Below are 21955 nucleotides of genomic sequence, written 5' to 3'. Positions count from 1 at the left end.
CAGAAAATCTTTATTTTATAAATATAAAGATGAAACATTGCAGTTTGATCATGCTTATAAATTTAGTTGTATCGTAAAAGTACTTTCAGTTTAGTATAAGCAATAGATGAATATTAAAAGGTCGGACACATATAGTGCTGGCCTTTTATTTTTTTATTTGCTGACACAGGCATTGCTAATTATCATTCACATAGTATACAATAAGAAATATTAATAGTATATTTTTTATTGTATGAGTAATACTTTAACTAGGGAGAAATGTTCATCTATGTTCAAATTTGACAATAAATATGAAGAGACAGAGATTTCACTGCAAAATAAACTCAGCACTGTATATAATTATTTTGCTGGACACAATGATATTGATAGTATGCAGAAGGTAAAGCAGTTAGCCGATAAATTAGCAGCCGGAGAATTTACAATTGTCTTTTGCGGGCATTTTTCTGCGGGAAAATCAAGAATAATTAATACTTTGCTGGGTAAAAAAATTTTGCCTTCCAATCCTATTCCTACCAGTGCTAATTTGGTAAAAATAAAAAAAGGTGAAGCAGATTGTGCAAAAGTATTTTTTAAACAAGAGTCACCACGTTTATATTTAGCACCATATGACATTCAATTGATACAAAGTTATTGCCGGAATGGCGATAATATAGACATGATTGAAATCAATCAAAACGATCTTTTTATCGCCAAAGATGTAACAATATTAGATACACCGGGAATAGATTCAGTTGATGATGCCCATCGTACTGCAACACAATCAGCAGTATATATTGCTGATTTGATTTTTTATGTCATGGATTATAATCACGTACAATCTGAATTGAATTTTACTTTTATTAAAAATTTACAGAAGACTAATAAGGCAGTTTGTTTGATAATAAATCAAATAGATAAACATACTGAAACCGAACTTACTTTTGATGAATTTCGTCGAAGTGTTAAAAAGACTTTGGCAGAATGGGGAATAAAAGTACAACGGATATTTTATACTTCAATGAAGGATATGTCAGGGATACATAACCAATATGCACAATTAAAAAATTTTCTGATAACTAATTTACAGGAAGAACGCAGTAAAATTTTAATTGATACGATAAAATGTTCGCTGGAACGGTTGGTAAATGTATCATGGGAAGTCGAGAGGATGAAGGCAGAAGAAAGATTGGAGATACCCATAAAGCTGTTGAATGAACTGACTGAAGAGCAGCAAGCGGCATTGACAACGGATTATGCAAAACTATTACAAGAAAAAGATACGATTGATAATGCTGCAGCAACCTTAAAAACGATGTTGGATAAAGGAACAGAGAAGATCCTTGCCAATGCGTATTTGATGCCGTTTGAGGTCAGAGAATTGGCTGAAGCTTATCTTAGAACATGTGAGCCGGGTTTTAAAACAGGTTTTTTCTCAACGGCTAGAAGGGTAAAAAATGAGCAGTTACTGCGATTGATAGATTTTTACGAAATAGTTAAAAAGAAAACTAAATCAGAACTTGATTGGCACATATGTAATTATTTGTTGGGATGGATAAAAACTAATCGAATTAATGATGTCGTTTTATATGATACTGTGGAAAAATTTACAGTTGAGTTTTCCAGAGAATTGCTTGTTGATGAAGTAAAGACTGGAGCGCGTGTTTCAGATGAATATGTTACACGATATGCGGATAATGTAGCATCAGCTATTAAATATACAACCGAAAAACAATTGCGAATAATAAAAAAAAGATTATTGCTGGCGGCAATGGAGCAGAACGATGTAAAACGGTGTTTACTTGATAATAAGGTGAAAAAATTTCAAGAATATGTAAACGCATTGGAAGATATTAGACGGCAGAGAAGAAATTTGTCTGAAGAGTTTAAAAAAACGGCAGAACTGCTGAACAGTACAACTATAACGATGAGAGTGCAAGAATTATTTGGAAGTGATAGACAGTCTTTTACAGTAATAAAACCAAAGGTATTTACAGTGCAGCCAGAGAAAAAAACATCTGCTTCAATGAACAAGATAGCGTTATCAGCTCACAATAACGAGGAAACCTATAAAGAAATTAATATGACGGATAAAATAGTATCAATGGCGGGTAAGTTAACGGCGGCAGCCGAGATTATTCGCTCGCTGCCAGGATTTTTTCAAATGGCGGACAGCTTGTGTGATAGAGCGGCCAGATTGAAGAGCAGAACTTTTACGGTAGTTTTGTTTGGGGCATTCAGTGCGGGAAAATCATCATTTGCCAATGCACTTATCGGTAAAAATGTTTTATCGGTATCACCAAATCCGATGACTGCGGCAATAAGCAGGATAAGGCCGGTTGATGTTCTACATGGACATAAATACGTGTTAGTGAAGATAAAGACTGAAAAAATGATGTTATCAGATGTTAATTATGCATTGAAAACAATTGGCGTCACAGCGTCGAATCTGTCTGAAGCACAGAAAAAAATTAAGAAAATTAAACAAGATTCTGCTGTCTTAGATACAGTCGATAAGATGAATTATTCATTTTTAGCGGCATTTGTCGATGGGTATGAAAATTTTCGGGATAAATTTGGTAATTCATTATCAGTAAAATTTGATGAATTTAATGAGTTTGCCGTCATTGAGAGTAAGTCTTGTTTTGTTGAATCAATAGACATTTACTATGATTGCCCATTAACTCGTAATGGGATAGTATTTGTTGATACACCAGGTGTTGATTCTGTGAATGCCCGGCACACGGGAACGACTTTTAATTACATAAAAAAAGCTGATGCTTTATTATTTGTGACATATTATAATCATGCTTTTTCCCGTGCTGATAGGGAATTTCTCATACAGTTAGGGCGAATTAAAGATGCTTTTCCAGTTGATAAGATGTTTTTTATTATTAATGCCATTGATCTTGCGGAAAATAGTGAAGAAAAAAATATGGTGATAAATTATGTAAAAAAACAGTTGATTCAATATGGCATAAGACAACCGCTGCTATCGGCTGTTTCCAGTCTGGAGGCCCTGCGGGAAAAAAAGACAGGAATTGCTAAAAAGACAACAGGCATGCAGGAATTTGAAAATCAATTTTATTCTTTCATAAACAATGATTTAATTAAATTGTCTATAGCTGCAGCAACAAATGAACTACAACGTATTATGAAAATGATTGATCGCTTGATCAGTGATGCCGCTGCTGATAAAGTTTCTAAGGAAAAACAGCAAGTCAATGTTGAGCGGGAGAAAATTGCGGTTGATGCATTACTTACTAGACAGTCAGCAAAAAATATGCAAAACCGGCTGATGCAGGAAGTGGATGAACTGATTTATTATGTACAACAAAGAGTGTTTTTACGATTTAATGATTTTTTTCGGGAATCTTTTAATCCGGGAGTATTGCGCAGTGATAATCATAATTTAAAAAAAGCTTTAAACGATGCACTACACGAGTTAGTGGAAGGACTTGGTTTTGATTTCGCTCAGGAAATGCGGGCAACGACGATACGGCTAGATCGTTTTGTTGAAAATTTGCTTAAAAATTTTCAATTGGAACTTACGGAGTCACTGCAAGCAATAAATCCAGGGATATCATTTGCAGTAATTGATATTGTAAATGATGCACAGCTTAAATTCAGGCAGGCATTTATAAATATAAATTATGAAATGTTAATGCCAGTCTTGAAAAAGTTCAAAAATCCTAAAGCCTTTTTTGAGCAGGGCAATAATCAACAAACGAATGCAGAATTGCAAAAAATATTAAATCAATATGCGGGTGAATATTTATTACAAGAAAAAAATAGAATAAAATTATTTTATAATAAGTTATTGGAAAATCAGTGTGATTATCTGGTGGAGCAATTTAGAGTGCAGTTGGCTGATTTTTATGTGAGTTTGACAGCTGTTTTACAAGATGATGACTTAGCTGTTAAATTATTTACCGGTAAGACAGTTTTGATAAAATTAGTCAGTTGAAGAAAAAATTAATTTAGTGCAATCGATAAAAAACCGCATTGCTTAAGATTGCAATGCGGTTTGTGCACGTATAAAAAAGATAAGGTACAACTTTTAGATAACGGGAATTGGCATGACATATTTAAAGATAGATATAAAGTGGGAAACACTGCCGCCAATGACGAATAAATGCCATACAGCATGATTATATGGAATTTGTTTATCCAAATAGAAAACAGTACCGATTGTATATAAAATACCACCGGCTACCAACCAGTATATCGCAGCTGCGGGTAATACAGCCAACAGTGGTTTGACCATTAAAACGGCCATCCATCCCATTAAAAGATAACATATAGTGGAAAAATATTTAAATCGTTTGACGAAAAATATTTTAAAAATTATCCCAACTAATGCCAATCCCCACACCAAAGCAAAAATACTCCAACCGAACTTGCCGTGTAGGGGAATGAGAGTAAAGGGAGTGTAGTTGCCTGCTATTAGTATGTAAATTGCAGCATGGTCAAAAAATTTCAGTACGGATTTTACGTGTTGACGTGAGAAACTGTGGTAAAGCGTTGATGCCAGATACAAAAGCACCAATGATACACCATATACGATAGCAGCAATCATCTGCCATCTGCCGCCGCTGAAATAAGCCTGTAAAATCAAGAGCACCAAAGCAATTACAGCAAAAAATGTACCTATTCCATGCGTAATGGCATTTATTTTTTCTTCTAGAACAGTGTTTATCGTGCTTTTGGTCATATTATGCATCACCTTTCTTGCATATTAGTAATATTATTTGTGACAGTCAGTGATTGTGCTGTCTCTGAAAGTGATTATATCACATTTTGGTCAATAAATTTATAATGGATATTTGCGTATAAATTTGTATTTCATAGATAATCAGTCATTTATTGATATTAATTATCATTTTTGATAGTTTTTGTGAATTTATTATCAGTATTGATATTAATTATTGATAATTGTCAATGCAGTTGATATGGTGTATATCAAAGTTTAGTTTATACCAGTTTATAGTAATGCAGGATAAAATGGTATATTATATAATAATGTTGTAATTATATAAAAATTAAGGTCAGTATGAATGGACGAAAATAAGTACGGTGAGGGTAATTTTTAATGAATAGTAATTTTGTTATCGCTGTTGAAGCGGTTATACCGCTTTTTTGCTTGATGTTTATCGGTATAATGGTAAAAAAATATCATCTGTTGTCATCTATCGAACTTGTTCATTTGAATAAGATGGTTTTTGAAGTATTTTTTTCAATAATGATGTTTTATAATATATACACAACAGATTTGGCTTCTACTTTACGGCCCAAACTGATGATTTTTGGTGCAGCAGCCTTGTTTGTCATATATATTGCTGCATTTTCTCTGGTCTGCTTTTTTGAAAAAGATAACCGACGACGCGGTGCTATGATACAGGCTATATTTCGTAGTAATTTTGTACTTATGGGAATTCCTCTGGTTTCAAATATTTTCGGTGATGATGCTATTGCTGTACCCACGATGATGATAGCAATAATAGTACCGCTGTATAATATTTTAGGGGTGTTTACACTGGAAACTTTCCGCGGCAGAAAATTTGCCTTTTGGCCAATCTTTATACAGGTACTGAAGAATCCAATGATTGTCGGAGCTTTATTAGGAGCAGCATGCTTACTTATTGGGCTTCCTATACCAAAGCCAATATTGAAACCATTAGGGCAGATAACAGCAGCAACATCGCCATTGGCACTTATAATACTTGGGGCATCATTTGAATTTGGCAGTTCAAGAAAGAATAAACTGCAATTGGGAATTTGTGTAATATCACGATTGCTCATTGTTCCGGCAGTAGTTTTGACAGCTGCTGTTTTACTGGGATTTCGTGGTATTGAGTTAGTAACGTTAATAAGTATATTTTGTACTCCATGTGCAGTTGCATCCTTTGCAATGGCGCAGCAAATGGATAGTGATGCCGATTTAGCAGGAAACTGTGTTGTTTTTACATCATTATTATCATGTTTTACAATATTTTTTTGGATACTATTATTCAAGGAATTAGGAATGTTTTAAAAGAATTATAAAATAGTTTAAATGCCGAGTATTATCGAGTATCATAAGGAAGGATTAAATTAATGTTAAATCAATTTTCCAGAACAGAATTATTATATGGTAAAGCTGCATTAGAAAATTTGGCAACAATGAAAATAGCCGTTTTTGGATTAGGCGGGGTTGGTGGCTATACAGTAGAAGCCCTGGCTAGGGCGGGAATAGGAAGACTGGATATCATAGATGATGATAAAGTCTGTCTCACTAATATTAACAGACAGATTTATGCGCTGCGAACAACCATTGGACGATATAAAGTTGATGTTGCTAAAGAGCGGATAGCACAAATAAATCCGGATTGTAAGGTCAATGCTAAAAAAATTTTTTATACACCGCAGACAGCATCTGAGTTTGATTTTTCTCAATATGATTATATTGTAGATGCGATTGATACTGTAACTGCTAAAATTGACTTAGCAGTACAGGCTCAAATTAATAATACTCCAATAATCAGTGCCATGGGGGCAGGAAACAAAAAAAATCCGTTACTATTCGAAGTATCTGATATATATGATACTTCAGTATGTCCACTTGCTAAGGTGATGCGTAAGGAATTAAAGAAACGGCAGGTAAAAAAATTAAAAGTGGTATATTCTAAGGAAAAACCGGTTGTCCCGATTGAAAATACAGATAATAGCTGTAAGATGCATTGTATTTGTCCGCCCGGAACAATTAGAAAATGTACGCAAAAAAGACAGATCCCATCCAGTAATTCATTTATTCCACCTATTGTAGGATTTATTATTGCCGGAGAAATAATAAATGAGCTGGTAAATAAAAATTTTTAACAAATAATATAAGCTGCCCCCCTAAAATTAATTTTAGGGGGGCAGCTTATATTACATCAGAATCTTTTTATTTATTTACTTTCTTCCAGGCGCATTAATAAAAAACAAAGATCTGATAAACGGTTCAGATAAAGGCGATCTTGTTCATCAACAGCTTCTGTTTGGGCCAGTGCCAGAACCCGTCTTTCAGCTCTTCTCGCGGTTGTTCTGGCCATATCTAAAAAGGCACCGCACAAACTGTCTCCAGGAACAATAAAGGCTTTAAGCGGTGGTAATTTTCCTTCAATTTGAGTAATTAGTTGTTCCAGCCGGCCAACTTCCTCAACCGTTATATGTGCAGGAACAGCAATACTAGCTAAATCAGCCATTAGAGACATGTTTAGTTTTTGCAGAGCAGTTATATGCTGTTTGATGGTTTCTTTTTGTGAAGCGGCTTTAGCTGCAGCTAAAGCTGAGTTTATTTCATCGACACTGCCATAACTATCAACACGCAGTGAATTTTTAGCGACTCTTTGACCGGTGTATAGACTAGTGGAACCTTTATCACCGGTTTTCGTGCAAATAGACATGAAGGAAACCCTCCTTAGTTATCAAAAATCTCTGCTTCCGCGAAGAATATATGAATTTCTCGTACGGCGCTTTCCTGACTATCTGAAGAATGTACGGCATTATGAGTTGTATCGGTTGCGTATAATTGACGCAGTGTGCCTTTATCGGCTTTTGCCGGGTCTGTAGCGCCATTTAGAGTACGAACTTTGCCTATAGCATCATTACCCTCCAAAACGGCTGCAACTAACGGACCTGAGGTCATAAAAGCAATTAGGTTCGCATAAAAAGGTTTACCAATATGCTCATAATAATGTTTAGCTGCTAATTGTTCTGTCATTTTCATCATTTTTAGTGCGACGATTTTTAGTCCATTGGCTTCATATAAGGAAATAATTTTGCCGATATTATTGGCATCTATTGCATCAGGCTTAATTAGAATAAGTGTTTTTTCCTTCATTTGTGTAAAGTATCTCCCATATTTTCTTCTAAGTAGTTTTTGGCTAATGTCGCGTAATTAAGTGCAGATTGATGCATTGCATCGAGTTCATCTTCAAAAAGTTTTCGTCTTATCTTACAAGGTGAACCTAAAATCATTGAATTAGTTGGCAGATGTGTTTTATGAGGAACTAAAGTACCCGCACCTATTAAGCTATTTTCACCAATACTGCACATTCCAAGTAATATCGAGCCCATACCAATCAGGCAATTGTCACCGACATTGTCGCAATGCATGACCACATTGTGCCCAATTGTCACATAATCACCGATTGTAGTAGAGCTGCAGCCCATGACGTGGATGGTAGTATTATCTTGTATGTTGGTATAGTTACCTATAACAATGGAGTTCATGTCACCACGGATTACTGTGTTATACCATACACTTGAATTATTACCGATTGTGACATCGCCAATTATTGTGGCGTTCGGCGCAATGAATACATTTTTGCCAATATGTGGAGTCTTTCCCTTATAGGATATGATGGGCATTATTATCCCTCCTCGTATTACTTGACTACCATGACCGGAACAGTTGAGTATTCAACTACTTTTTGACTTTTACTGCCTATCAGAGCACCTTTGAATAATCCCAATCCCCTGCTGCCCATTATAATCAAATCAGCATTTTCCTTTTTAGCAACTTCAATGATTGCTTTATGAACGGACCCGTTTTCTACATGTTTTTCTGCTTTCATGGTTTTGGGTAATTTATCCCAAATTTTGTCAAAAATTAAATCACTGGGGATATCCTTGTTGATATGGCTTGATACATATACAAAATCAAGCTGTGCGCCGCTTTTTCCTGCGAGATCAATAGCTCTGTCTACTGCCTTGCACCCATCTACGGAGCCATCAACCGCAACTATTATTTTTTTTATTTTTTCCATGCTGGGGTCCCTCCTATGATTATTGTATAGTTCTTATTTTCGTTAAAATTTGCCAAAATCCTTTTTATCTGATAAATATTGAATATATTTTTTATAATTAAAAATAAGAATGATATAAAAGAAAGGCTGTCGTACATAAACATTTTCATTCATAAAGATGCACTTTCTCGTTATTATTTCCTGTTTTTAAAAGAAAGAGGAATAATGAGAGTGAAATGTATTTTTATGAGGTCAATGCTGTTTGTATGACAGCCTTTTTTTAAAATAAGAATTTAGATATTACTTTTTTTGTTTTACTTGATGACAAGCGCAGCAACTGCCGCAAGCTGCTGATCTGCCTTCACTGCAGCAAGAACTTTCGCCTTTGAAAAAATTACGGTAAATATGGTATATTCCATATAAGAAAGCTGCCAGTAATATAGCTGCAATAATATATGTTGCAATAGTACCTGTGAATGTCATAATAAACTCCTCCTAACAATTAAAAGCCAATCAATCTGCCTATTTGATAAACGAGTAATGATACTACCCAGGCAACAGCTGTTGTGTAAGCAAAAGCAAAAAACAACCATTTCCATCTGCCGGTTTCTTTTTTTATAGTTCCCAATGCTGTTACGCAGGGAGAATAGAGCTGTGTGAATACCATGAAAGCAAATGCGGAAAGAGCTGTAAAAGAACCGCCCAGAGCAGTCATCATTTGATTGGCAGCATCAACTGTGTCATCGGCGACGTCACCAACATTGTATAGAATTCCCATTGTCGAGATAACTGCTTCTTTGGCAACAACACCGGTGATTACTGCAGCTCCGGCCTGCCATGTGTCAAAACCCTGGAAAGTGAACAAATGGGAAATTGTAGCTCCCAGATATGCTAAAAAGCTTTCCGTCATTTCATCAGTAGGGCCACTTAAATTATAATTACTTAGGAACCATATTAAAACCGACATAGCAAAAATTATAGTACCGGCTTTGACGAGATACCCTTTTCCCTTATCCCAGGTTTCTAACAAAACGGTTTTCATATCAGGAATACGATAAGGGGGTAATTCGAGTAAAAAGGACGATTGCTTATCTTTAAAAGTAGTGACAGTAAGTACTTTTGCCATTATAATAGCCATTACAATTCCTATTATATACATGACAAATACTACGTTAGAGGCATTTTTGGGAAAGAAAACAGCTGCAAATAAAGCCATTACGGGTAATTTTGCACCGCATGTAAGAAACGGCGTTACCAGTATGGAAATCATTCGATCCTTTTCCGAATCAAGAGCACGAGCCCCCATGATAGCCGGAACACCGCAGCCAAATCCCATGATAAGAGGCATGACACCTTTGCCGGTTAATCCGGCGCGACGCATTATCGGATCCATAATAAAAGCCACGCGAGCCATATAACCGGTACCATCAAGAAAACTTAAACAGAAAAATAAAGTGAAAATAAGCGGTACAAATGTAAGAACACTGCCAACACCGGCAATGACACCGTTAACGACCAGCGATTGTAACCACGCAGCAACGCCTATGGTACTCAGTGCGTCATCAACTATACCAGAAAACCAAGTGTTTATGGCAAAATTAAGAAAGTCAGCTATGGGCTGACCAATCCAAGTGAAAGTAATTTCAAAAACACCGTAAAGTAATAATAGTAATATTGGTAATGCGATAAATCCATTAGCCAGAAAACGGTCAATTTTTTCTGTGGTTGTAGTGCTGGCAACTCCGTTTTTATCGACAATGACAGCGATGATTTTATCTATCAGGTCATAGCGCAAAGATATGATTTTTTCTTCTTTGATATCATGTTCTCCTGCGCCGGCACGAATGGTTTCGACAGCGTTTATATGTTTTTCGATAAGTTCGCTGTTTTGGTAAGAATTCATTACGGTTGAAGTAAAAATATCAAGAAGCTTCCTGGTGCTTTTATTGCTTCTACCGACAGTTTCAACTACAGGCATACCAATTAATTCAGATAATTTTTTTGAGGAAATTTTTAGGCCGCGTTTCGTGGCTTCATCCATCATATTGAGATCAATGAGAACCGGTATGCGATGTTCCAAAAGCTGTAGTGTTAAAAACAAATTGCGTTCAATATTAGAAGAATCAACAACATCGACGACAATGTCGGGACGTTCATTAAGCAGATAATCGATAACGATTTGTTCTTCCGGTGAGCGGGCGTTTATACTATAAGTTCCAGGTAGATCAACGATAGAAATAGCTCTGTCTTTGTGGTTGACATAACCCATTTTCTTGTCTACGGTAACGCCTGGCCAATTACCAATTTTTTGACGTATGCCGGTTAATTCGTTGAATATGGTAGACTTGCCCGTATTAGGGTTTCCTGTAAGGGCTATGGATAATGTTGCCATCACTTTTCCTCCATTAAAATAAATTAATTTTTGGGTGAGCATTATACTGGTAATTAAACTTTAGGTGCAACAATGATTTTTTCAGCGTCATTAAGCCGCAAGGAAAGATTATAAGAACGAACACTTATAGCCATTGGATCACCTAAAGGTGCGCTGCGCAGGACTTTTATGACTGTCCCGGGAACCAGGCCCATACTCATGAGACGTTCTTTTAGTGGAGATTGTTCCAAGTATTCAATTTTTACAGAACTGCCAGGATGAACACGATTTAAAGTCAACCTGTTTTTGTCAACAACAATTGCCATTTTTGTATCACTTCCATATACTATTGATATTTATTATCATTACATTAATATAATACAGATAATGATAATGATTGTCAATAGCAAAATAACCAGACTGAATTTAATTTTCAGTCTGGTTATTTTTTATAGTCGGTGATTGCATGTAAATCAATGTAAATTTACTGCTGATATCTTTTTAAAAAAATGTTGGAGGTGTTAAGATCTTTTTTCATTTTTGGTATTGGTAAAAATTTTAGCAGCTTTTTTTCCCAATTTATGGAGATAATCTGGATTTCCGCCAGAACATTAAGACAATAAGTTATTGTTTTTTCATCTATACCAACAAGGTGTGTTTTTAAATGTGTGATTATTTGTGATAAATCAATTTTTATTGGTTTTTGTCCGGCGGGATATATGTGTTTTAATGTGAGGTAGACTATACCGATAAATTCACGTGATGGGTATAGTTTATCACTTTGGCTGAGTTTAATGTCTTTTAGGATAAATTGAATGTATTTTTTGTCATTCCAGTTGTTTATTTCTGGTTGAAAGATAAAATCAATTTTATTATTCTCAATAATATCAGCATATTTTCCCATATTCCATCCTAATGCGGTATAGGAATAATTATTGTCGAGAAAAGTGAATTTTAAATGGACGCCTTTTTGACCAATCTTTTTTATATTGCAGGGTTGTATGCCGCCGCACAAAAACAGTGGCGCCGGATTGTCCACACCAAACGGTTCCAGTAAAGTAAGTTCTGCAATCATGGCTTTGTTTACGGCTTGCGGCGATAAAACCTGATCAACTTCAATTGAGGGTATTAAATCACTATTTGGTATATTAGCCGCAGCGTATTTTATCATATTATCACGGAAAAAGTTTATTTGAGAACTTTCTATTGTGAGGCCTGCAGCCATAGCGTGACCGCCAAAAGTGGTCAAATTGTCATTGCAGGCTGATAAAGCTCCGACAATATTAAAGTTTTTTATACTGCGGCAAGAACCCTTACCAACACCATTATTATCAATACTTATAACTACTGTTGGCAGATAGAACTCATCAACCAGACGCGATGCTACGATACCAATTATTCCGGGATGCCAGTTTTTACCGCAAACAACAATAAGCTTATTGTTTGTGTAGTTGTTTTTATGTACTAATATCATAGCTTCTTTGAAAACAGTTTCTACTAATTGCTGTCTGAAAGAGTTTTCTTTGTCCAAGGCTTCAGCCAGTTTGTGTGCAGAAGAAGAATCACAGCTTAAAAGTAATTCTACACCCATGTCTGCATGTTTTAAACGGCCGGCTGCATTAAGGCGTGGCCCTAATACGAAACCGATATGACCTGCTGTGATAGTATTTTTATCAAGTTTGCAAATATTGATGAGTTCCAAAATCCCCAAATTGGTTATATTTGCCAACCCTCTTTTTACAATAGTACGGTTTTCGTTTGTCAGTGGCACAATGTCGGCTACTGTTCCTAATGCTACAACATCGAGATAGCGAGTGAATTCTTCATTTTTGATATTCTGCCATAGTGCCTGACATAATTTAAAAGCCACACCTACACCCGCTAAATTTTTATCCGGATATTCACAGTCAGCACGTTTAGGATCAATAACTGCAATTGCTTCTGGTAATTCATCGCCGGGCAAATGATGATCTGTTACGATCACATCCATATAATCACTGGCGTACTCCAGTTCACTTATTGATCTTATGCCGCAGTCAACAGTTATTAAAAGCTTAGTTTTATTGATGAATTTATCAATTGATGCTTTGTGGACACCGTATCCTTCCAGCTGGCGGTCGGGCAGATAATATTGCACACTGGCGCCTAATTCCTGTAATGTCTTGTATAGTACCACTGTTGAGGTTATGCCATCGACATCATAGTCACCAAATATAGTTATTAATTCTTTTTTGTAGATTGCAGCTTTGATGCGGGCAACAGCTGCCTGCATATTGGGTAATAATAATGGGTCATAAAATGAGGTTCCTGTTTTATTTAGAAAAGATGCAGCTGTTTTTTCATTAACTCCTTTTTTTAATAATACTCCCGCAGTAACAGGGGATATATTTAGACTGGCAGCCAAACTCAGTTGGGCTTTTTGATCGATTGGCGATATAATCCACCGTTTTTTCATTGAGATTCTCCCTTAGTAATATTGAATATAGTATAACACAAATAAATTTGTGTAATAATTGTTAATTATAAAGATGTACCCGGGGGATTAAATACCATTGGGACCCATTAATATTAGCTGATTACGCATGAAAGCTGTACACGGGCAAAACTATATGATAAAATACATGAAGTAAGTTTTTGGAATGCCGGGATTTAGGCAATATAGGTGAGAAAAGATTTCATATGCAATTGCCTTAAAATAAAGATCAGAGTCAATACATTAAGCTGATGCAGATTTGTAAAAGTTTATTTATATTTATAGTTGAGTAGTATATGCACCTGGCGGGCAATAAATATTGCTGTATATTTTTAGAGGTGTTTATAATTATTAATTTGCACATAAATACGTCAATTCTGCCTTCCGTATCGGCAGGTTGGAGGAAGAGTCAGACATGACACAAAAAAATATCCTTATTGTTACAGCATCTATAGGATCAGGACATAATAAAGCAGCATCTGCGGTTGGTAATGAGTTAAAACGACGCTATCCTGCTGACAATATTAATGTAGTGGATTTTATGTCACTAGAAACAGCTTATATAAATGACTTGATGAAGGAAATATATTTTAAAATGCTGGAGCTTGTTCCAAATCTTTATGAGTTCTTATATAAATTTACATCAGGACGGCTGAAGGGATCTTCGGTTCAGATGCTGCTGGCATACTTTATGAAACACAATATGGTGTCTCTTATTAAAAAATATAACGCTGATATTATAATTTGTACGCATCCTTTTCCTTGTGCGGCTGCAGCTTACTTGAAAAGGGAAAAACGATTTGATGTGAGTCTTTTTACGGTAATAACTGATTTTTGCCTGCATCAAATTTGGATCTATAAGAATGTGGATATGTATTTTGTTGCTCATAATGGTATGAAACGCCAGCTCATTGAGCGAGGTATAAATGAGAAACGCATTCAGGTAACAGGAATTCCGATACATCGTGTTTTTAGTGATACATATGACAGAGAAATACTATTGAAGAAGTTTGATCTTTCTGCGAATATGCCCATAATTCTCATTATGGGAGGCGGACTTGGGTTAGGCGGTATTAAGTACGCGCTGGAAGAGCTGGAAAAATTATCATTACCGATGCAGATTTTGGTGGTAGCAGGGGCTAATCTTTCTTTATGGTCGGAAGTTAATTGTTATATAACCCATTCACGCCATTTGATAAAAGTGTGGGGATATTCACATAATATTAATGAGTTGATGACAGTATCTTCACTGTTGATAAGTAAACCTGGTGCTCTCACGATAAGTGAGGCTATGGCAAAAGAACTGCCGATGCTTCTTCATGCACCTATTCCCGGGCCGGAATCGGAAAATGCGGCTTATTTAGCAGAACATGGTGTGGCTGTGTGGGTGCAAAAAAAAGAAGCTATCGGAGAGACAGTAAAGGAGCTTTTGACAGATAAAGAACGGTTGGCATGGATGAAACAGAAAGCGAAAGTTCTTAAACAACCCTATGCAGCTAAAAAAATAGTGGATATAATAACTGGATATATGGACGGACATGACGATAATTCGAATTGTTTAAGCAAATATGGTCATTGATTTTGGCAATAGCTATTTACCTGTTGCCAAAAAATCTATATAATGTTATTGTAGCAGTCGATTAATATACAATCAGGCAACAGGAGCGTCTGAATCAGGAAGTGACTACAGTGAAAAAACGGCGCTTTAATATTTTTATCGTTATTACTGTCGCAGTTATCGGTTACTTTATATATGTTGCTGTTGAACAACAGATATACATAAATAATATAACACAAGAGCGTATTGCTGTTGATGAACAATTGGCAAAGGCAAAAAAGGAAAATGCAGAACTTAAACAGGAAAAAGAGGCCTTGGAAGATCCCCAGTATATAGAAAAAATTGCCCGGGAAGAATTAGGCATGACTAAAAAAGATGAAATTCCTTATGTTTCTTCTAATAAAAAATAGGGGATAAAGTGTTTATTATCTTGACACTGTTAATATTCTAAGGGTATAATACGAGTAATATGGCTTAAATTTAAGGAGGATTCAATAATTTTATGTCAATTGAAGTTGGCAATGTACTTGAAGGTACGGTAACGGGGATAACAAACTTTGGTGCGTTTGTTGAATTACCCGGAGGCAAAGTAGGTTTGGTTCATATATCAGAAGTTGCCGATGTATACGTTAAAGATGTGCATGACTTTCTTAAAGAACATGATAAAGTAAAAGTTAAAGTGCTGACAATAGACGGCAATAAGATTGGACTATCTATAAAGCAACTTCAAGAAAAAAAACCTCTCCAACAGGCTGCTGTATCTAAGCCTCATATGGCTTCAACAAAATTTGTACCGCGCAAAAACAATAATGATTTTCGCCGGCAGAGCAGTTTAGGACCGGTCTCTTTTGAAGATAAATTATCCAGATTTTTGAAGGATAGTGATGAGAAGCTTACGGATTTGCGGAAAAAAACTGATTCGAAGCGCGGTGGACGCGGTTCACGCCATTATGAATAATTTTTGATTTTCCTAAAGCACTCTTATTTTATGGGGTGCTTTTTATATGTAGATGGATAGTTCAGGAGAAAAATGTTAAAACAAGTATTGAGATTTAACAAAAAATATAATCTTTTTTCCATGGGAAATCGTATCTTGCTGGCTTGCTCTGGCGGACCTGATTCATTGTGTATGGTACATATATTTCTTCGGCTGGCAGTAAAGTTTGATTTAAAATTATTTGTGGCACATGTTGAGCATGGTATTAGAGGGGCATCATCAATTGATGATGCTGATTTTGTGAAAGATTTTTGTCATAATCATAACGTTCCATTTTATTTATGTAATGTTGATGCATGCGGGTATGCTCAACAACGTAAAATTTCTTTAGAACTTGCGGCACGTGAACTGAGGTATAGATTTTTGTATAATATGAGCAAAAAACTTAATTGTGATTCTATTGCTGTGGCGCATAACCGCCGGGATCAGGTAGAAACTGTTTTAATGCATTTTGTAAGAGGTGCAGGGGCACCGGGATTGTCAGGTATGCAGCCTAAGTCTAACGGAATAATAAGGCCGCTTTTGAATTGTTCACGCACTGCAATAGAAAGATATTGCCAAAATCACGAATTGTTGCCACGGCATGATATTACGAATGAAGAATTGGTATATACTCGCAATAATGTCCGTTTGAAATTATTGCCGCTGCTGCATGAATATAATCCTAATATAGAGATGTCTGTTGTTCGCTCAGCGGCTTTAATCAGGGATATGAATGATTTTGTTGTGGAATATGCAACAAAAGTGTATGAGCAATGTACAATAAATCAAACCGACCGGATAAGTATAAATATAACAACGCTGAAGCAGCAGCATATTGCAATACAGCGGGAAATAGTTCGAATGGCAGTCACAAGACTGCATACCGGATTGAAAGATATAGAAAGTGTACATATAGAAGCCGCGCTGTCTTTAATAGAACAAGCAAGAACAGGTTCACAGATTAATTTACCACATGGTGTAATAATTAAAGTAGAATATGATAAATTAATAGTTACATCAGTCGTTGTAATAAATGTTCAAGAAACTAGTCCATTAAAATTGTCAATACCAGGAGAATTAAATCTGGCCGGTGGTGAAAACCGTATAATTGCTGAAAAAACATCTTTTAATAAAGTGGCAGTCGGTAGAAATGAGTGCTATGTCGATATCGGTAAATTACAAGTACCGCTGTTTGTACGATTTAGAAAAAATGGTGATTTTTTTTATCCTAAGGGAATGAATGGACGTAAAAAGTTAAAAGATTTGTTTATTGATAATAAAATACCTCGCGAAAAAAGAGATAAAATACCATTGGTTTGTGATGCGGGAGGAATTGTCTGGGTTGCAGGGATTCAGCAGGACAATCGTTATATTCCTACAGCGGCAACTGTTGATCTCGTAAAACTCACTATAATATAATAAGCTTTATAAATAATAGCTCTATAAAACCCCATAAATGAAAGGCGGATTTTAATGCACAGTGATTTAGAAAAAATTTTGTTTACTCCAGAACAGATACAGGCACGTGTTCACGAATTAGGTGAAAAAATAAGTGCTGATTATGCTGGTAAGGAAATAGTTACAGTTGGAATTTTAAAAGGGGCTATTGTTTTTTTTGCTGATCTGATAAGAGAGATAAAGATTCCCGTAAAATTTGACTTTATGGCAGCATCGAGTTATGGTATTACCACAAAAACAAGTGGAACTGTAAGGATTTTGAAGGATATTGATACTGATATAGAGAATAAACATGTGATAATAGTGGAAGATATTATAGATTCAGGATTGACTTTAAAATATTTAAAAAATAATTTTGAACATAGAAAAGCTGCTAGTGTGAAGCTTTGCGCTATGCTTAATAAACCTGAAGGACGAAGAACTGATCTTACGGGAGATTATATAGGTTTTGATGTTCCAGATGAGTTTATTGTTGGATATGGGCTTGATTATGCGAGTCGATATCGTAATCTGCCTTACATTGGCGTCTTAAAAAAATCAGTTTACGCTTAGTGCTAGGGAATTGAGAAAAACAATATTTGATGATATAATGTTGTTCCATAGGCTTTATACAAATAAGGTACTATAATAAGGAGGATTAAATATTGAATAAGTTTCTGCGGAATGCTGGCTTCTATGTGTTAATCATATTGATAGCATTTTCAATAATAGATTATTTTCATAATAATACTACAAAAAAACCGGAAATAAATTACACTGCGTTTTTACAGCAGGTAGATGCGAAAAATATCACAAAAGTGACTATTCTCGATAATACTATAACAGGAACATTGTCCGATGGAACGGAATTTACTACTATCGTTCCGACGTATCCTAATAGTGACAATTCATTGTTGACAAAACTTGCGGCAAATGGTGTGGATATAAAGGCGGAAAATCCACCTGATACACCTTGGTGGACTACTATATTTACGTCTATTTTGCCAATTCTTCTTCTAATTGGTGTCTGGTTCTTCATTATGCAACAGACACAAGGCGGCGGTAACCGAGTAATGTCTTTTGGTAAAAGCCGGGCAAAGATGAATAATAATAAGGTAAAAGTTACTTTTAATGATGTGGCTGGTGCTGATGAGGCTAAACAAGAATTAGAAGAAGTGGTGGAGTTTCTTAAACATCCGAAAAAATTTAATGATTTAGGGGCGCGTATTCCTAAAGGAGTGTTGTTGTTTGGCCCTCCAGGTACAGGGAAAACACTTTTAGCTAAGGCTGTTGCAGGTGAAGCAGGAGTGCCGTTCTTTACCATAAGCGGTTCTGATTTCGTGGAAATGTTCGTCGGTGTAGGGGCTTCACGTGTACGAGATTTATTTGATCAGGCTAAGAAGAACGCTCCATGTATTGTGTTTATCGATGAAATTGATGCAGTAGGACGACAACGTGGCGCCGGCCTCGGCGGCGGGCACGATGAACGTGAACAGACGCTGAATCAGCTGTTAGTGGAAATGGACGGATTTGCAGCCAATGAGGGAATAATTATTATAGCTGCTACTAATCGTCCTGATATATTGGATCCGGCTCTTTTACGTCCAGGTCGTTTTGACAGACAGATTGTAGTTGACCGTCCTGATATAAAGGGACGTACGGCTATTTTGAAGGTACATTCCAGAAATAAACCTTTGGATAAGAATGTCGATTTGGGAATTTTGGCTCGACAGACACCTGGATTTACAGGGGCTGATTTAAGCAACTTAATAAATGAAGGAGCACTATTATCGGCTCGTCGTGATAAGAAAACAATTGGCATGAGTGAGTTGGAAGAATCAATTGAGCGAGTGATGGTCGGCCCGGAAAGAAAATCAAAAGTTATAAGTGACAAAGATAAACGACTCACTGCTTATCATGAAGGAGGGCATGCATTAGTCGGATTGTTGCTGAAGAATGCTGATCCGGTTCATAAGGTTACTATTATTCCGCGTGGTCGTGCTGGTGGTTATACGTTGAGTTTACCAAAGGAAGATCGCTCTTATCGTACACGCAGCGAGTTAGTTGATCAATTAAAGGTTACGCTGGGTGGTCGTGTTGCAGAAGAAGTTATTCTCAAGGAAATCAGCACAGGAGCTCAAAATGACATTAAACAGGCTTCACGTATAGTCAGAGATATGATTATGCAGTATGGTATGAGTGACGTATTAGGACCAATATCATTTGGTGAGGGTAATGATCATCAGGTATTCCTGGGACGTGATTTTAATAATCAACGAAATTATAGTGAAGAAGTCGCCTGTGAAATTGATAAGGAAGTGCGCCGGTATATTGAAGAGGCTTATGAAGAATGTCGCACTTTAATTGTGGAAAATATTGATAAGCTTCATTTATTGGCTAAAAAGCTTATTGAACATGAAACATTATCTGCTGCTCAATTAAAGGAACTCATGGAAACAGGTAAGTTGAGTGAAGATGAAGATAATGAAAATAACGATGATAATAATACGACAAATTTAAACGGGAATGATGAACCAATTTCAGCAACTGATACTGATGAAGTTGCTCAACCAGCTAAATCTGATGGGAAAGCGGTAGATAGTACACCTAAGTTCGATTATAATGTAACGGCAAATAACAAGTAAGAAAATAAAAATTTGTACAGTAAGTTGGCGTTGTAATATGGCAGTATAATATTACAACGCTTTTTTTATAAAGACTTTTATAGACTGCTGACCAGATTTGATTAGTAAAGTTCAATAAAGACACAGTATATATAGACAAAAAAGAACCCTGCCGTGATGGCAGGGCTCTTTTATATAGAAAAATAATACTTATCAAATTTTAAATCAAGCTTTAAAGAAATTTTCAGCCACTTTAGGGTCAAGATTATAAAGCAATACATCTTCATCGCTGGCGTTGGCACGGCCAAGTCCGGCAAGCTTCTTAACAGTGCGTTTTTTAAAGAATTCTTCAGCAACCTGAGGGAAGAGCGCGTAAGATAATATATCTTCTTCACTGGCATGTGGATAACCTTTGCCAGCCAATTCAGTCTTGAATTTGGCCATACCCGGTTCAAGTAAATCAGCAGGACGGCAAGTGATAAGATCTTCTTTCTTTATACCGATTTTGTCAAGCAATTCCTGACTGACTGGCGCAGGAGTATGACCAAATTTACCACGAGCTAAGTCTTTAAATTCTTTTGGCACCATCTTGTAACGTTCTCCTGTCATTACATTCATTGTAGCCATTGTACCAACGATCTGGCTTGAAGGAGTAACGAGAGGAGGATAGCCGACATCAGCACGGACACGTGGCATTTCATCAAGCAGATCCTGGTATTTGTCTTCCATGCCTTGTTCTTTCAGTTGATTTACAAGATTAGAAAGCATACCGCCCGGTATCTGGAAATCAAGAACATTAGGATTAACATCAAAGTAGCCTTTGAGATGGAATTTCTTAATAATATCCTGTTTCACACCAAGGAAATACTTAGCGATAGGAGTCATAGCCTTACGATCAAGACCAGTATCGTACTCAGTTCCTTCGAGTGTAGCTACCATAGTTTCTGTACAAGGCTGGGAAGTATCCATAGAGAATGGTGATAATGCACAGTCAACTACATCAACACCTGCTTCAATGGCCTTTAAATAAGTCATAAAGCCAAAGCCGCTGGTGCAGTGAGTATGGAGTTGAATCGGTAATTTAGTAGCAGCTTTAAGTTCTTTGACAAGTTCAGAAGCCGTATATGGTTTTAATAGACCGGACATATCTTTAATGCAGATAGAATCTACACCCATATGATCAAGTTCTTTAGCTAATTTGGCAAATTCCTTTGTAGTATGTGGACCACCAATAGTATAAACCAGGCAACCTTGTACTTCAACGGAATGTTCTACTTCTTTTTTTGCTTCTTTAGCGGCATCAATGGCTGTTTTTAAATTACGAGTGTCATTAAGGGCATCGAAAATACGAAATACACCAATACCATGCTGGGCAGCTTTTTTTACAAAAGCACGGACAACATCATCAGGATAATGATTGTAACCCAAAAGATTTTGGCCACGCAGCAGCATCTGAATAGGAGTTTTCAGATTAGCTTTTAAAGTATCGAGACGTTCCCAAGGATCTTCATCTAGAAAACGCAGACAACTGTCAAATGTTGCACCGCCCCATGCTTCAAGAGATTTATAACCAATCGCGTCAAGCGCGCTCAGTTGAGGAAGCATTTGAGCGAGGCTCATACGAGTGGCTAAAAGAGATTGATGACCATCACGTAGTACTGTTTCAGTAATCTTAACTTTTGCCATAATTAAAAAAAACAACTCCTTTTATTAGTATACAATTGAATTGTAATGCGCATTGTTATTGTAAGTAAAAATAGTATAAT

At 36.2% G+C, this 21955-nt stretch carries 19 protein-coding genes; 9 read left to right on the top strand and 10 right to left on the bottom strand.

All coding sequences use genetic code 11. The annotated features are described in order from the left end of the window. The first annotated feature begins 268 nt into the window (after positions 1 to 268). Positions 269 to 3943, top strand: coding sequence for a dynamin family protein (locus F8M42_RS07795; RefSeq protein WP_182185766.1), 3675 nt, complete (start codon positions 269 to 271; stop codon positions 3941 to 3943). A gap of 93 nt (positions 3944 to 4036) precedes the next feature. On the opposite strand, the gene trhA is transcribed toward F8M42_RS07795, so the two are convergent. Beyond that, positions 4037 to 4690, bottom strand: a complete 654-nt coding sequence (gene trhA, locus F8M42_RS07790; protein ID WP_407672846.1) for a PAQR family membrane homeostasis protein TrhA — start codon at positions 4688 to 4690, stop codon at positions 4037 to 4039. A 378-nt stretch (positions 4691 to 5068) separates the two neighbouring features. Between trhA and F8M42_RS07785 the strand changes: the two genes are divergently transcribed. Continuing rightward, complete coding sequence (locus tag F8M42_RS07785; protein WP_182185763.1) at positions 5069 to 6010, top strand: AEC family transporter; 942 nt, start codon at positions 5069 to 5071, stop codon at positions 6008 to 6010. A gap of 62 nt (positions 6011 to 6072) precedes the next feature. Continuing rightward, positions 6073 to 6834 carry a tRNA threonylcarbamoyladenosine dehydratase gene (locus F8M42_RS07780; RefSeq protein ID WP_182185761.1) on the top strand — a complete coding sequence of 254 codons (762 nt, stop codon included), beginning with the start codon at positions 6073 to 6075 and terminating at the stop codon, positions 6832 to 6834. A 71-nt stretch (positions 6835 to 6905) separates the two neighbouring features. Here the strand turns inward: F8M42_RS07780 and F8M42_RS07775 are convergent, their stop codons facing one another. The 8 genes from F8M42_RS07775 to recJ form a co-directional block, all read right to left on the bottom strand. Further along, complete coding sequence (locus tag F8M42_RS07775; protein ID WP_182185759.1) at positions 6906 to 7403, bottom strand: cob(I)yrinic acid a,c-diamide adenosyltransferase; 498 nt, start codon at positions 7401 to 7403, stop codon at positions 6906 to 6908. Positions 7404 to 7417: 14 nt separating this feature from the next. Continuing rightward, a complete protein-coding gene (gene ndk, locus F8M42_RS07770) occupies positions 7418 to 7840 on the bottom strand; it encodes a nucleoside-diphosphate kinase (protein WP_182185758.1) in 423 nt (140 codons plus the stop codon). Beyond that, positions 7837 to 8370, bottom strand: a complete 534-nt coding sequence (locus tag F8M42_RS07765) for a gamma carbonic anhydrase family protein (protein WP_182185756.1) — start codon at positions 8368 to 8370, stop codon at positions 7837 to 7839. The genes ndk and F8M42_RS07765 overlap by 4 nt, the downstream gene beginning before the upstream one ends. A gap of 17 nt (positions 8371 to 8387) precedes the next feature. Then, a complete protein-coding gene (locus tag F8M42_RS07760; protein WP_182185754.1) occupies positions 8388 to 8768 on the bottom strand; it encodes a universal stress protein in 381 nt (126 codons plus the stop codon). A gap of 279 nt (positions 8769 to 9047) precedes the next feature. Continuing rightward, positions 9048 to 9230 carry a hypothetical protein gene (locus F8M42_RS07755; protein ID WP_182185752.1) on the bottom strand — a complete coding sequence of 61 codons (183 nt, stop codon included), beginning with the start codon at positions 9228 to 9230 and terminating at the stop codon, positions 9048 to 9050. A 19-nt stretch (positions 9231 to 9249) separates the two neighbouring features. Further along, the gene (feoB, locus tag F8M42_RS07750) at positions 9250 to 11139 is read right to left on the bottom strand and encodes a ferrous iron transport protein B (protein WP_182185750.1); all 1890 of its coding nucleotides are present in this window, start codon (positions 11137 to 11139) and stop codon (positions 9250 to 9252) included. A gap of 53 nt (positions 11140 to 11192) precedes the next feature. Next, the gene (locus F8M42_RS07745) at positions 11193 to 11444 is read right to left on the bottom strand and encodes a FeoA family protein (RefSeq protein ID WP_182185748.1); all 252 of its coding nucleotides are present in this window, start codon (positions 11442 to 11444) and stop codon (positions 11193 to 11195) included. A gap of 158 nt (positions 11445 to 11602) precedes the next feature. Continuing rightward, positions 11603 to 13573 carry a single-stranded-DNA-specific exonuclease RecJ gene (gene recJ / locus F8M42_RS07740; RefSeq protein ID WP_182185747.1) on the bottom strand — a complete coding sequence of 657 codons (1971 nt, stop codon included), beginning with the start codon at positions 13571 to 13573 and terminating at the stop codon, positions 11603 to 11605. 433 nt (positions 13574 to 14006) lie between these two features. On the opposite strand from recJ, the gene F8M42_RS07735 reads away from it, so the two are divergent. The 6 genes from F8M42_RS07735 to ftsH all read left to right on the top strand — a co-directional run bounded on the left by F8M42_RS07735 (position 14007) and on the right by ftsH (position 20210). Next, entirely contained in the window at positions 14007 to 15170 is a 1164-nt protein-coding gene (locus F8M42_RS07735) for an MGDG synthase family glycosyltransferase (protein ID WP_182185745.1), read from the top strand. 110 nt (positions 15171 to 15280) lie between these two features. Further along, on the top strand, positions 15281 to 15559 hold the full coding sequence (gene ftsL, locus F8M42_RS07730; protein ID WP_229711302.1) for a cell division protein FtsL: 279 nt from the start codon (positions 15281 to 15283) through the stop codon (positions 15557 to 15559). 92 nt (positions 15560 to 15651) lie between these two features. Then, positions 15652 to 16107 (top strand): S1 RNA-binding domain-containing protein, encoded by a 456-nt coding sequence (locus tag F8M42_RS07725; RefSeq protein ID WP_182185741.1) that lies wholly within the window; start codon positions 15652 to 15654, stop codon positions 16105 to 16107. 72 nt (positions 16108 to 16179) lie between these two features. Next, positions 16180 to 17547: a tRNA lysidine(34) synthetase TilS gene (tilS, locus tag F8M42_RS07720; protein ID WP_182185739.1), complete on the top strand. Its 1368-nt coding sequence runs from the start codon at positions 16180 to 16182 to the stop codon at positions 17545 to 17547. Positions 17548 to 17601: 54 nt separating this feature from the next. Continuing rightward, on the top strand, positions 17602 to 18138 hold the full coding sequence (hpt, locus tag F8M42_RS07715; RefSeq protein WP_182185737.1) for a hypoxanthine phosphoribosyltransferase: 537 nt from the start codon (positions 17602 to 17604) through the stop codon (positions 18136 to 18138). Between the two features lie 92 nt (positions 18139 to 18230). Continuing rightward, entirely contained in the window at positions 18231 to 20210 is a 1980-nt protein-coding gene (gene ftsH, locus F8M42_RS07710; RefSeq protein WP_182185735.1) for an ATP-dependent zinc metalloprotease FtsH, read from the top strand. 204 nt (positions 20211 to 20414) lie between these two features. Here the strand turns inward: ftsH and F8M42_RS07705 are convergent, their stop codons facing one another. Then, positions 20415 to 21875 (bottom strand): pyruvate carboxylase subunit B, encoded by a 1461-nt coding sequence (locus tag F8M42_RS07705; RefSeq protein WP_182185733.1) that lies wholly within the window; start codon positions 21873 to 21875, stop codon positions 20415 to 20417. Positions 21876 to 21955: the final 80 nt, after the last annotated feature.

Origin of the sequence: Pectinatus frisingensis (assembly GCF_014076555.1) — a bacterium.
In the GTDB taxonomy this organism is placed as follows: Bacteria; Bacillota; Negativicutes; order Selenomonadales; family Selenomonadaceae; genus Pectinatus; species Pectinatus frisingensis.
This window is presented reverse-complemented; position numbering and strand designations above follow the sequence as displayed.

What these genes read in the sequence shown, in the direction of transcription:
- F8M42_RS07760 (WP_182185754.1), bottom strand. Translation starts at nt 8,768, where the DNA reads ATGGAAAAAATAAAAAAAATAATAGTTGCGGTTGATGGCTCCGTAGAT.
- F8M42_RS07755 (WP_182185752.1), bottom strand. Translation starts at nt 9,230, where the DNA reads ATGACATTCACAGGTACTATTGCAACATATATTATTGCAGCTATATTA.
- F8M42_RS07775 (WP_182185759.1), bottom strand. Translation starts at nt 7,403, where the DNA reads ATGTCTATTTGCACGAAAACCGGTGATAAAGGTTCCACTAGTCTATAC.
- F8M42_RS07735 (WP_182185745.1), top strand. Translation starts at nt 14,007, where the DNA reads ATGACACAAAAAAATATCCTTATTGTTACAGCATCTATAGGATCAGGA.
- recJ (WP_182185747.1), bottom strand. Translation starts at nt 13,573, where the DNA reads ATGAAAAAACGGTGGATTATATCGCCAATCGATCAAAAAGCCCAACTG.
- F8M42_RS07745 (WP_182185748.1), bottom strand. Translation starts at nt 11,444, where the DNA reads ATGGCAATTGTTGTTGACAAAAACAGGTTGACTTTAAATCGTGTTCAT.
- F8M42_RS07785 (WP_182185763.1), top strand. Translation starts at nt 5,069, where the DNA reads ATGAATAGTAATTTTGTTATCGCTGTTGAAGCGGTTATACCGCTTTTT.
- F8M42_RS07795 (WP_182185766.1), top strand. Translation starts at nt 269, where the DNA reads ATGTTCAAATTTGACAATAAATATGAAGAGACAGAGATTTCACTGCAA.
- trhA (WP_407672846.1), bottom strand. Translation starts at nt 4,690, where the DNA reads ATGACCAAAAGCACGATAAACACTGTTCTAGAAGAAAAAATAAATGCC.
- hpt (WP_182185737.1), top strand. Translation starts at nt 17,602, where the DNA reads ATGCACAGTGATTTAGAAAAAATTTTGTTTACTCCAGAACAGATACAG.
- F8M42_RS07725 (WP_182185741.1), top strand. Translation starts at nt 15,652, where the DNA reads ATGTCAATTGAAGTTGGCAATGTACTTGAAGGTACGGTAACGGGGATA.
- feoB (WP_182185750.1), bottom strand. Translation starts at nt 11,139, where the DNA reads ATGGCAACATTATCCATAGCCCTTACAGGAAACCCTAATACGGGCAAG.
- ndk (WP_182185758.1), bottom strand. Translation starts at nt 7,840, where the DNA reads ATGAAGGAAAAAACACTTATTCTAATTAAGCCTGATGCAATAGATGCC.
- F8M42_RS07765 (WP_182185756.1), bottom strand. Translation starts at nt 8,370, where the DNA reads ATGCCCATCATATCCTATAAGGGAAAGACTCCACATATTGGCAAAAAT.
- tilS (WP_182185739.1), top strand. Translation starts at nt 16,180, where the DNA reads ATGTTAAAACAAGTATTGAGATTTAACAAAAAATATAATCTTTTTTCC.
- F8M42_RS07780 (WP_182185761.1), top strand. Translation starts at nt 6,073, where the DNA reads ATGTTAAATCAATTTTCCAGAACAGAATTATTATATGGTAAAGCTGCA.
- F8M42_RS07705 (WP_182185733.1), bottom strand. Translation starts at nt 21,875, where the DNA reads ATGGCAAAAGTTAAGATTACTGAAACAGTACTACGTGATGGTCATCAA.